This window comes from Paraburkholderia sp. Clong3 (assembly GCF_050436485.1).
Taxonomy (GTDB): Bacteria; Pseudomonadota; Gammaproteobacteria; order Burkholderiales; family Burkholderiaceae; genus Paraburkholderia; species Paraburkholderia tuberum.
The window spans coordinates 270,281-281,679 of sequence record NZ_JBNDMH010000004.1; the positions used below are offsets into that span (position 1 = coordinate 270,281).

Sequence of the window (11,399 nt, forward strand, 5' to 3'; positions counted from 1 at the left end):
CGTGGCCGCCGGGCACGCGCGACCTGCCCGGCTACCCGCGTCGGCCGGCTTTTGCCCGAAGCGGTATCGGGAGACCCCAGGTCGAGGCGACGGGCCCATCGCGCAAGCGAACGGCGCGCGATCCGATTGAAGTGCTGGATGAAAGGGACCGCACACGGGGGCGCATCGGCCCGCGTGAACCAGGAGATAACGTGCTGGCTCAGCGCACCGGCTACGGGCGGGAGCGGGTTTTTTCGCGCCCGGGGCATGCCGGCGACAACGTGCGCTCCCTGGATCATTATTTGCGCTACGGGGGCGAACACGGTTCGCGACCCGGAGAAGTCAGCAAGGCTGTCGAATGGGTGGCGGATCGTCTTGTAGACACCGACCGGTACCGGGGCGCGCCGGCTGCAAGCTATGCACACCTTGCCAACAAGCTGTGCAAGTATGCCGATCGTGAGGTCTGCCGGCTGGCACTGCAACGCATCGCGACCGAAGTGCTGAGGCCGGGCGCGCTGGACGGGCTCAGAGCGCGGGAAGCAGCCCTTCTGGGCAATGCGCTGTCCAAGGCGCGGCAGCACGGGACGTGCCGCGAGGCGGTGTCGGGTCTTGTCGGGCATCTCCGATCGCGCGGCCTGATCAGGACGCTGGACGCCCGGGATGTTTCGAATCTGCTGAATGCCCTGAGCAAGTGGTCTGACGATAGTAAGGTGCAGGGCGAAATGCGGGTCCTGGCCAGGCGCGTCGCAAGCGATGCGCGGCTGTGCCAGTCGATGAACGCACAGGATCTGGCCAACGCCCTGAATGCCCTGTCGAAGTGGCCCGATGAGCCCGACGCCCGCGCTGCGGCGCGGCGCCTGGCCGGGCGGCTGGCATCGGATACGGATGCGGACGCGCGGCTGCGCCAGTCGATGAATGCGCAGGCCGTGGCCAACGCCCTCGGCGCCCTGTCGAAGTGGCCGGACGAGGACTGGGCCCGCGCTGCGGCGCGGCGCCTGGCCGGGCGGCTGGCATCGGATACGGATGCGGACGCGCGGCTGCGCCAGTCGATGAATGCGCAGGCCGTGGCCAACGCCCTCGGCGCCCTGTCGAAGTGGCCGGACGAGGACTGGGCCCGCGACGCAGCGCGGCGCTTGGCCGGGCGGCTGGCATCGGATACGGATGCGGACGCGCGGCTGCGCGAGTCGATGGACGCGCAGGCTGTGGCCAACGCCCTGAATGCCCTGTCGAAGTGGCCGGACGAGGACTGGGCCCGCGACGCGGCGCGGCGCCTGGCCGGGCGGCTGGCATCGGATACGGATGCGGACGTACGGCTGCGCGAGTCGATGAATGCGCAGGAAGTGGCCAACGCGCTCGGCGCCCTGTCGAAGTGGCCGGACGAGGACTGGGCCCGCGCTGCGGCGCGGCGCCTGGCCGGGCGGCTGGCATCGGATGGGGATGCGGATGCGCGGCTGCGCCAGTCGATGAATGCGCAGGAAGTGGCCAACGCGCTCGGCGCCCTGTCGAAGTGGCCCGATGAGGACTGGGCCCGCGCTGCGGCGCTGCGGCTGGCCGGGCGCCTGGCATCGGATGCGGATGCGGACGTACGGCTGCGCGAGTCGATGAATGCGCAGGAAGTGGCCAACGCGCTCGGCGCCCTGTCGAAGTGGCCGGACGAGGACTGGGCCCGCGAGGCGGCCTGGCTTTTGGCGGCACGCCCGGGCCGCCCCCCGCTGCCATGGAACGCGTTCGACATGGGCCAGATCGGCCAGATCGCCAACGCGCTCGCCCGACTCGGGCGGGCCGAAGACCGGGACGCCGAACGCGCGCGCAGCGTACTCAGGGGGGTGGCGGTGCATCTGGAACTGCGCCCCGAACGTTTCGAACGCGCCGCCGGCGCCGCCGTGGGTACGCTGCTCAAGGCCTTCGGGCAATTGCGGATGCAGGACGCGCTGCGACCGATCGGCACGGCGGCGCTCGGGCGTGTACAGGCGCTGTGCCGCGACGGGCGGCTGCGCGACGCACCGCTGGAGAGCGTGGGCAACCTGTGCATGGGACTGCTTCCGCTGGCGCGCAGCGCGCAGTTGCGGCGCCACCGGGTGTCTGCGCTGCAGACGTTCAATGCGCTGCAGCCGGTGGTGGCGCGCAAGATCGACGCGTATCTGCGTCAGGCCCCCGGGGCAGGTGCCGGTGCGGCGCTGCGCCTGAGGGACGGCGATGAAGCGTGCGGCACCCGCTGTCCGGCATTGTCCATGTATCAGGTGCTCAAGGCGTACAGCCTGGTCGCCCACCAGTGGAAGCGGCCTTACATCGAGGGTGATCGCCCGTCCGTGAAGACGCGCCGGGAGGCCCTGAAGAACTGGGTGCAGGACACGCTGGACAGGACGCGCCCGCTCATCGAAGCGGACCTGCAGGAAAAGAGCTGGAACCTGATTGCGCAGATCGAGGCGGACGACGAGATCCTGGACGCGCTGGATCTTCGGCTGTCCAGCGGCGAGCATCGGGCGGCCCTCACGGCGCGTCATGCGCCCAGCCGGTTCGATCTGGCTGACCGCCATGAGAGCCTGCGCACAGCCGCAGGTGAGGTGCGGCCGCCGGAGCCGGGCGTGGGCGACACCGCGCATGTCACGGTGGATCTGCAGGGACGGGTTCTGGAGCCGAACGCGTCGTCCGACCCGGCGCAGCCTGCCTACTCGTTCCATGCCCGCCTGACCGGCTTGCCTCTGGTGGAGGTGCGCCTGCCGGGCGCGCTAAGCGGCTTCATGCTGGCGCGCACCTTCGAGTATCAGGGCGAGCCCTGGCGCTTCGACATGTTTGGCGGCAGCCGCCTGACGCGCGGACGGAGCAAACAGGCCAGGGACATCGCCGCGGGCCGTGGCGCGCCCCCGTCGGTGCTGCCGGCGGTGCGGTATGCCGACAGTGTGCCGGGCTGTGCGTTCATGGACCTGACGCAGAAACTGGCGCCCCAGCGCGAGGACTGGTCGCGCATGCAACGGGCGCTGACGGAGAGGGTGCCGCGCGACCATGTGGTGGAGGGCACGTTGCGGCTTGGCTGGTTTGAGGACTTGCCTGGAGCAGAGCATGCCTTCAGGCTGTCGGGGCCGCAGGGCGAGCGCATCGCGCTATGCCCGAATGACGGCTGTGGGTTGCTCAGATGGGACGTGGCGATGCGCATTCCGGTGGTGCGCGAGCATATCGAGGCATGGCAGGCGGTCAGGGCTGGACGTGGCAGTGAGGCGCAGAGAAAGCTGGTGGAGGGTCGGGAGCCGGGGTTCAACACGATGCCCCCGCAGGCATTGATGCATTTCCCGCGAGACGAGGCGGCGCTGGCCGAAGCCCGTGAGGCAATGAAGCACAGACTGGACGGCTTGCACGAGCAGGACCGGGGTCGGAATGCTGGCGCTGCGGGGCCGCAGTTGTTGCCGGAAGCGGTGGATCGCCTGACGCTGTACCAGCTGGCGGTTAGCGGTGGTTATCTGGGACGGCGTATCCGCGCGGTGCCCTCGGCAGACGACAGGCTGTATCTGCCGTCGATTCCCCTGCCGGGCTTCGGCAGGTTGCAGGACGATGTGCTGGTGGGCAAGCCGCCGTACGACAAGGAAAATCTGTTGCCAATTGCGCTCGGGCAGGTGGTTACGCCCGGGCAGGGCGATGTTACGGCACAGTTTCTGGACGAGTGCTTTGCCATCCAGTACAGCTATACCGGTTTCGATGACGACTCGGCCACGGCGGCCGACATGCTTCACAGCAAGGGCATGCTGATCATTGCCCCGCAGGGATACTGGTCGCCGGACCATCCTGAGCTGCATCTGGCGTGTTCGCGGGAGGACCTGAAGACGCTGTCGCGCTGGAAGCACGGGCGCGAGCGCGCCGCGCTACCGCAGCGGATGCTCAGCACGGGCAGCCTGCGGGTCAAGGACGTGCTGTTGCCGGGGCGACTCGGGGCGATTCCGATTGCGGAGCTTCGCACGCGGAACATGGACACGGACGGGGACGATGCGTTCGTGTATGCGGGCTATCCGGCGCTGGCGGCGCATATCCGTCGCGAGATGGCTGGGCGCCGCGAGCGGCGAGGTGCCGAGCGTTCGTTCAAGCCGCCGAAGACCGCCCACGCGGCCCTCGATGAACAGGGGCGTTACCATCCCGGACGGGCGCGCGAAATCCTGGCCGAGCAGCGCGGCGGGGCACTGCTCGGGCAAGCCAGCACGCTGGCCATGCGCTTTCTTGCGCAACCGGATGAGCTGCGCGAGGCCATGGCGCGAAGCATGATGTTCGGCACCTACGACGGGGTGGAGCGTGATTTGCGCAACGGGTTGCGCAAGCTGCTCAGCCAGGACGAGGATGCGCCGTCCTTGCAACAGTTGCAGACGCAGGCGTATGAGGCCATTGAGCGGGCCCATGAACCACAGGCGCACGAGGCGGCGCACCTGCTGCATGCGCTGAGCGGGCAACTGGGCACGGACCGGGCCCAGGCACCGCCGCTGCCGCCCGCGCTGGCGCAGCGATTCACGGCGCTGGGCAGCGCCTATGGACAGGCCGGCGACACGGCCGGGCGTATCCACGCGGTCCTGGACAACTACCCGGTGTGCCGTCTGTCGCGTGCGCAGTTTCCCGGCGGGCAACCCGGGCTGGTGCGGGGCGAACCTGAACTGTCCATGCGCAATCTCTTTACAGTGGCGGTGAAGGTGGGCACCGACGCGCTGAAGTCGGACACGGGCACGGATCTTTTTACGAGCGTGATCGAGCACTGCGAGATGGTCGAACGCCACTACCCCGACCGTTTGCGGCAGGTACCGTACAGCAAGCAGACGGTGGCAGAAATACGGGATGGGCGCTTCGATCCGCAGCGGGCGCAGACAGTGCTGCGGCAGATGCCCACGATGGCTGCGGGCGTCATGGAAGACGCCGTGCGGGCGCTGCAGCAGGCCGGGCTGCTCGGCGTACCGGCCACGCCGGCCGAGCGGGCGCGGACGGTGTCCCAGGAGGCGCTTGAGCGGGAGGCACGGGTGCTCAATGAACGCGCCCAGTGGGCCGAGCCGCGGATCACGGCGCTGCTGCGGGCAGCTCTGGAGGGGTGCGGTGTGCGCGGACATGAGCCCGAGCAGGCCGGTCTGGCGGGCGAGCAGCACCGGCTCAAGTCGCTGGGATCGCTGGGGGCCAAGCTGAGGAGGTTGATCGGCGGAGAGCCGCAGCTGGATCTGGCCCAGGCGAGCGCCCGGGTCAACGATGCGCTGCGCTATAGCGTGGTGCTACCCAGGCAGACGTTTGTGGCGCACTATCGGCAGATTCTTGCGGGACTCGATGGGCAAGGGTATGCCATGATCCAGCGTATCAATCACTTCAACCGGAAAAGCAGCGCTTTCCGGGCCGTAAGTGTCACGCTGCAGGGTCCGGACGGTCCCGCATGGGAAATCCAGTTCCATACCGTGGAAACGTTCGGATGCAAGGAGCAGCACCAGGACCTGTACAAGGAGGCGCAACGAAAGAGACAGGAGGGCGCCGCCCAGGACACCATCTGGTCGCTGCTCAGCCCGGCGCGCGAGGCCTTTTGCCTGTTAGCCGTTCCACCGGGGGTGGAGGAAATCGAGGACTGGAAGCCAGAAGCGGAGTTGATGGTTCGGCCCAGGCCCCCCGCGCCAGCGGTGCAGGGCGAGCCCGTGGCCCTTGTGGGGCTGGCCAGTCAGATCGAGATGCGCGCCAGGCGTATCGAAAGCGCGGTGTCGCCATCGCTGCAGCGAGCGCTGGCCCTCCATGGCGCGAAGCTGCGCGAGGACGGAACGGGCGGGGACTGGCGCAAGTTCATCTTCAAAAAGCCGAAAAAGATTGCGGACAAGATTGCCCTGCTGCAGCGCGATCAGCGCCTGGGCACACCGCAGGAAGCGGCCGTGCGGGTACGCGACGCTCTGCGCTACGAGGTCATTCTCAAACCGGAGGGCTTCGTGCAGGCCGCGCAGGGGATTCTTTCCAGTCTGCAAGGCGACGGCATGACAGTCATGCGCGTGAACAACGGCTTCACTGCGGAGCAGACCAGCTATGCCGGCCTGAACGTCAATATGCACGCCACTGATAAAGACGGCGGGGGCGACTGGGAAATCCAGTTTCATACTCCCGACAGTCTCCATTGCAAGCTGCGCACCCACAGGACTTACGAACGGATGCGCGCACTGCCGCCCCAAGACCCGGGCAAGGAGGCGCATCTGGAAACGCTGCGCAGCGCGGCGAAAGGCGTAGGGCGTCCCCCGCATATCGGGATGATCGCGTCCTTCGTCGGCTATCGGGAATCAGCAACGGCGCACCAGGCCCAGGGCGGCCCGATGAACCCGCCGTCTGGTGGGACAGCCGCTGGTCGTCAGGGGGGCGAGCCTGCAACGGCGCACCGGGCTCCGGCTCCCCGCCATGTCGTTGGCATTGACCGGAGGCGCGGCAACCCCGGGCGTGCTGACGAGCGTGCACGGGAATCTGGACTGGCTGCCATGCGTATTCCACGCAAAGAGAACAGCCATTCGACGGCAAAGTGAATCGTGATTCCACGGCAAAGTGAACAAGGATTCCACGCCATCGCGAACAAACGGAGCGCAGCGACGCGGGACCTTTACCTTTTTACTCGGACTGCGGCTTTGCGGTCAATCGACTGCGCGTCTTGCGCAGCGATTCGCCCGCGAGCGTGATGCGATGAGCGTTGTGCACCAGCCGGTCAAGGATCGCGTCGGCGACAGTGGGTTCGCCGATCGCCTCATGCCAGTGGTCCACCGGGATCTGGGAGGTAGCGAGCGTGGAGCGGTGCCCGTGACGGTCGTCAAGAACCTCAAGCAGATCGCGCCGCGCGGAATCAGTCAGCGGCGCCATTGCCAGATCGTCGAGAATCACGAGATCCGTCTTGGCAAGTTGGGCGAGCCATCGCGCGTAGCGCCCGCTGCCGTGTGCGATCGCCAGTTCCTCGTTCAGTTTCGGCACGCGCAGATAGCAGGCGGAGAACCCCTGGCGGCACGCCTGGATGGCGAAGGCGCAACCCAACCAACTCTTGCCGAGCCCGGTCGGGCCAACCAGGATCAGGTTCTGCCTCTCCCGAAGCCACTCACCGGTCAGCAGTCGGGCGGTGAGCGCCCGGTCCAGGCCGCGGGCGGTGCGATAGTCGATGTCCTCGGGCGAAGCGTCGGGGACCTTCAGTCTGGCCCGGCGCAGCCGGGCCGCCGTTTGTCGCGAGTCACGTTCACTGGATTCACGCTCGACCAGCAGCCCCAGACGTTCTTCAAAGCCCAGTCGGTCAATGCCGTCCTGGGACTGTTGCTCGGCAAGCGCCGCCGCCATGCCGGGCAGGCGCAGCGCGTGCAGTTTGTCGACAGTGGGATGATGCAGCATATAGACTCCCTTTCAGCTTCAGTGGTAGTACGAAGGCCCGCGCACGTTGGCATGCACAAGCGGCAGGTCGGCCTGCCCGGTGGCAGGTTCGGGCTCCCGGTCCAGGCCGTTCTTCAGCGTCGAGTCAATGAACCTGTAGTTCGGCGCTTTCAGATCGATCGCGCGGCGGCAGGCAGCTTCGAGCCGGTCGCGTCCGTAATCCTTGCCCATGCGCAGCACACCCAGGCAGGTGCGATACGACTGCTGGGGGTGCTTGCGGGCACCCAGCAGGTGCTGGATGACAGCCGCCGTATGCGGGCCGATGTCGGCGGCCCAGTTGCGCAGCCGCTCCGGGTCCCAGCCCTTGGCGACCGCCAGGTGCTCCGGCGGCATGTGCGCGTCGATCGTGGTGTGGTAGCGACGGCGAGCGCTTTTGCCGTGAGCGGCAATGCGTTGGCCGCGATGGAAGATCTCGACGGTGTTGATCGTGTGGCGCACGTCGACCTGTTCGCGCGCGTAGCGATATGGGACCGAGTAATAGTGCTGATCAAGTTCAACGTGATAGTCAGGGCCGATACGCGCGACCTTCCACTCAGCGTACTGATAGGGCTGCTCGGGCAAGGGCCTGAGTGCCGGACGATCGATTTCGTCGAAGACGCTACGGCGGGAGCCGGGCAGTTTCTTGAAGGGCCGGTTGTTCAGATCGCCCAGTAACGCGGCGACCGCCCGGTTGGCCTCGCCCAGGCTGAAGAAGCGCTGGTTGCGCAGGCGGGCGAGGACCCATCTCTGCACCAGGAGGACCGACAGCTCTGCTTTCGGCTTGTCCCTCGGCTTTTTACTGCGAGCCGGGATCACAGCCACGGAGTAATGCCTGGCCATGTTGACGGCGGCGTAAATCCGCACATAAATGGCGGCACAAGGTTCACCAGGACCGTCAACAATGAAGCGCCGTTGACGGCCTCGGTCGGGGTGGCCGGTCCCAATCAGAATGGATCGCCGATGTCGTTGAGATTGGGATCCTCGGGAGGGGAATGCTGTTCGTGCAGCAGGTCATGCAGGGCGAGGTCATAGTGCATGCAGATCCGGGCACGCAGATCCCCGATGAGTTCGACGACGGCGAGCGCCTGTTCCGGCGACCAGTTGTCCGGTATCAGGAAGTCGAGCCCACGGGTGATGCCCGAAGGCAGGTGTGCCAGGCGCTTCATGATTTCTTCTCCGCACGCGCGCTACTGCGTCTGCTGGCGCGTTGCTCGGCCCTCTCGCGCGCTTCCTTGACCCGGTAGGACTCGCCCTCGATGGCAATGACTTCGGCGCGATGGACCAGCCGGTCAACGAGCGAGACGACACAGGCGGCGTTCGGGAACACCTCGTGCCATTCGGAGAACGGTCTGTTGGTTGTGACCACGGTACTTGCCGATCCGTACCTGCGGCTGACCAGTTCGAACAGCAGATCGGCGTGGCGGTTTGAGTACGAGAGGTAACCGACCTCATCAATCACCAGGACGTCAGGGGATGCATAGCGGCGCAGGCGTCGACGCAGCGCCGAATCGCTGTCCAGTGCGGCCAGTTCGCCGAGCATCTGACCGGCGGTAGTGAACAGCGCGGTGTGACCGTGCACGAGCGCCTGATAGGCGAGATTGAGCGCGAGGGTTGACTTGCCGACACCATTCGGGCCGATCAACACGACGTTGGCGGTATCCCTGACGAACCCGAGCGACATCAACTCTTCAACGGCAAGCCGGTCGCAGCGCGTGGGCCAGCTCCAGTCGAAGTCGCACAGCGGCTTGAAGTTGCCCAGGCGGGCATCGCGGATACGTCGCTCCAGTGATCGGCGGGCGCGCTCATCCTCTTCCCACTGCAACAGCGGCGCGACCCACTGTTCGGCGGCCACATCGGTCCAATGCGCGAGCAGTCCGTACAGACGCAGGGCGTTCGCGCGCCCATGAAGGTTCTCAGGCGTGTTCATCGGCGCCTCCCGCAAGCTGGTCGTAGATGTCGAGCCGGTGTGGTGTCACCAGCGTGTCCTTGTTGCGCACGTGTTCGGGCAGGATGAGGGTGACTGGCGGCGGGGCCTGCCGTGCCTCGCGCCGGCGCTCAAGCGCCAGACGTACCGGATTGGGATGAGGCGCCGCGTCGCTGGCAAGGGTTTCCTCGATCGCGGCCTGCAGTTCGGCCGGGCCATAGCGGTCGAGCAGTCGCAGCAGGTGCGTGGTGATATTGCCCAGATTGCCGCCACGCTCAGCGGCGTGCAGCATCAGGGTCCGGCTGGCCGGCGCAGCCCGGGCCAGATGATCAAGACCGCGATGGTGACGGGCCTCGTGCTTCCTTGCGACGAGCGCATCGATGTGTGCGGCAATCTCGATCTGCGCGCCGCGATCGTAACTGCGTTCATGGGTGGCGAGCAGATCGGCGCCGTCGAGAATGCGTACGCGCCGGGGATCAGCTCGTACCGTGAGCGTGCGTCGCACATGGGTATACGGGATCGTATAGTCGTTCAGGTCGAAGCGCACGTAGGGCGTCTTGCCGACCTTCACGGCGAGAAGCAGCTCACACGGGTACGGATTCTCCGGCAACGTGAGCAGGCTGGGCTGTTCGCGCCCGAAGGCCTCGCGCACGGTGATCATGGGTTCTTCGCGGCAGGGCCGCTCAGCAGCGGGTCCCGCGCACCAGATTGCCGCCTGGGCGTTGAGATCGTCGAGGTCCGTGAATCTGCGAGCGGCAAAGAAGCTCTCGCGTACAAAGCGGATTGCCCGTTCAACGCGCCCCTTCTCGTTGCCCCGTGCGACAGCCACCGGACGAGGCTCATAACGATGATGCGCGGCGAACGCGAGCAATGTCGGGTGGAAGCGGATCGCATCGCCCTGACGCTCAAGCACGGCGCTACGCAGGTTATCGTAAAGCAGAACCCTGGGGACCCCGGACCATGCTTCGAAGGCGCCGGCATGTCCTGCCAGGAAACTGTCCATACGGGCATCGAGGAAGAAGCGCAGATAGATCTGCCGTGACCACGACAGCACCATCACGAAGGCCATCAGCGGTCGTCGTGCCCGACCGATCTGCAGGTGACCGAAGCTGGCCCAATCGACCTGCGCCTGTTCCCCGGGCAGCGTGCGCAGGCGCAGGTAAGCCTCAGGTACCGGGCGTGGCCGGTGCAGCGAGATCAGGTGCCGGAAGTGGTGGTGACTGCCCCGGTAGCCGCGCTCATACACCATCGCATACAGGCGACTGGCCGTGAGCGAGGGAAACTTCTTTAGCGTCTCGTGGATGAACGGCAGGTAAGCATCGATCTGTGAGGCTCGCTGCACGGCGCCAATCCTGGGCAGGCCGGCCTGGGCCAGCACGCGCTGGACGGTGCCGCGGTGCACGCGCAACTGGCGCGCGATGGTGCCGCAACGCCACTTCTCCACGTGGTAATAGCGCAGGATCTGCGCCTCGAGTTCAGCTCCAATGGTCATGGGTCGTTTCCTGTTCTGTCAGTAGTAGTACGAACATCACGGAAGACCCGACGGCGCAGTGGCCCGATGCGTACAAGGCCCGAACAGATGCGGCGACAGAAGCAGCAAGGCGTCGATCCGGGCGCGGCGACAGTGGATGTCGATGCGGTGGCCGTCGTCGTCGAAGTCAGTGGCAGTAGAGCATTGGCGACGGGTGTCGGGGAACGCTGATGCGTCACTTTATTGAGGCGCTGACGATAGCGACGCATCCGTTCGGCATGTGCAAAGCGGCCACGACGACTGAGTTGATAGCGTTGGCCAGCCTCGCGCAGGCGGGCGCGGCGCGAGGCCTGTGAGCAGTCGCCACCGCAGTAAATCTGGCCGCGATCGCAACGGCGGCACACGACGACCTGCGCCCGGCAGCGGGCGCACAGAAAGAGGCGGCCAGTGGCCGGCATCGGCAGTCCCCGTCAATGCCGAAGCGGAATCGACGAGGCGGATCAGCCGTGCCATACTGGCCCGGCACCCGTACCCCGTTGTGCGCGTGTGGGGCTCGACACTGGAATGAACTTGGCGGTTAGGACCGGTGTCGGGCCTGTTTCTTCGGCGGTCAGTTGTAGTCGTTCTTCTACCGCATCCCGATTCCCGCGTCATCCCCCTGCCGAACCG

7 protein-coding genes and 1 pseudogene are annotated in these 11,399 nt (G+C 66.6%); 3 read left to right on the forward strand and 5 right to left on the reverse strand.

Going from position 1 to position 11,399, the window contains the following annotated elements; translation table 11 throughout:
• The first annotated feature begins 191 nt into the window (after positions 1-191).
• Positions 192-6,476: a XopAD/skwp family type III secretion system effector gene (xopAD, locus tag OKW30_RS39320; protein WP_429349408.1), complete on the forward strand. Its 6,285-nt coding sequence runs from the start codon at positions 192-194 to the stop codon at positions 6,474-6,476.
• A gap of 82 nt (positions 6,477-6,558) precedes the next feature.
• Here the strand turns inward: xopAD and istB (OKW30_RS39325) are convergent, their stop codons facing one another.
• From istB (OKW30_RS39325) to istA, 5 genes and pseudogenes are all read right to left on the reverse strand, one after another.
• On the reverse strand, positions 6,559-7,317 hold the full coding sequence (gene istB, locus OKW30_RS39325) for an IS21-like element helper ATPase IstB (protein WP_184071868.1): 759 nt from the start codon (positions 7,315-7,317) through the stop codon (positions 6,559-6,561).
• 18 nt (positions 7,318-7,335) lie between these two features.
• Positions 7,336-8,178: pseudogene (locus OKW30_RS39330) on the reverse strand (Mu transposase domain-containing protein); the annotation flags it as partial.
• 101 nt (positions 8,179-8,279) lie between these two features.
• Complete coding sequence (locus OKW30_RS39335; RefSeq protein ID WP_429345678.1) at positions 8,280-8,501, reverse strand: hypothetical protein; 222 nt, start codon at positions 8,499-8,501, stop codon at positions 8,280-8,282.
• Entirely contained in the window at positions 8,498-9,262 is a 765-nt protein-coding gene (gene istB, locus OKW30_RS39340; RefSeq protein WP_429345679.1) for an IS21-like element helper ATPase IstB, read from the reverse strand. Before istB (OKW30_RS39340) ends, OKW30_RS39335 begins: the two co-directional genes overlap by 4 nt.
• Complete coding sequence (gene istA / locus OKW30_RS39345) at positions 9,249-10,751, reverse strand: IS21 family transposase (RefSeq protein ID WP_429345680.1); 1,503 nt, start codon at positions 10,749-10,751, stop codon at positions 9,249-9,251. Before istA ends, istB (OKW30_RS39340) begins: the two co-directional genes overlap by 14 nt.
• A 66-nt stretch (positions 10,752-10,817) precedes the next feature.
• Between istA and OKW30_RS39350 the strand changes: the two genes are divergently transcribed.
• Both OKW30_RS39350 and OKW30_RS39355 read left to right on the forward strand, forming a co-directional pair.
• Positions 10,818-10,961, forward strand: coding sequence for a hypothetical protein (locus tag OKW30_RS39350; protein ID WP_176133875.1), 144 nt, complete (start codon positions 10,818-10,820; stop codon positions 10,959-10,961).
• Positions 10,961-11,086: a hypothetical protein gene (locus tag OKW30_RS39355; protein ID WP_256211476.1), complete on the forward strand. Its 126-nt coding sequence runs from the start codon at positions 10,961-10,963 to the stop codon at positions 11,084-11,086. Before OKW30_RS39350 ends, OKW30_RS39355 begins: the two co-directional genes overlap by 1 nt.
• Positions 11,087-11,399 lie beyond the last annotated feature (313 nt).

Bases quoted from the DNA above. Each gene is read 5' to 3' on its own strand.
- istB (WP_184071868.1), bottom strand. From the start codon at position 7,317: ATGCTGCATCATCCCACTGTCGACAAACTGCACGCGCTGCGCCTGCCC.
- OKW30_RS39335 (WP_429345678.1), bottom strand. From the start codon at position 8,501: ATGAAGCGCCTGGCACACCTGCCTTCGGGCATCACCCGTGGGCTCGAC.
- istB (WP_429345679.1), bottom strand. From the start codon at position 9,262: ATGAACACGCCTGAGAACCTTCATGGGCGCGCGAACGCCCTGCGTCTG.
- istA (WP_429345680.1), bottom strand. From the start codon at position 10,751: ATGACCATTGGAGCTGAACTCGAGGCGCAGATCCTGCGCTATTACCAC.
- OKW30_RS39350 (WP_176133875.1), top strand. From the start codon at position 10,818: ATGCGTACAAGGCCCGAACAGATGCGGCGACAGAAGCAGCAAGGCGTC.
- OKW30_RS39355 (WP_256211476.1), top strand. From the start codon at position 10,961: ATGCGTCACTTTATTGAGGCGCTGACGATAGCGACGCATCCGTTCGGC.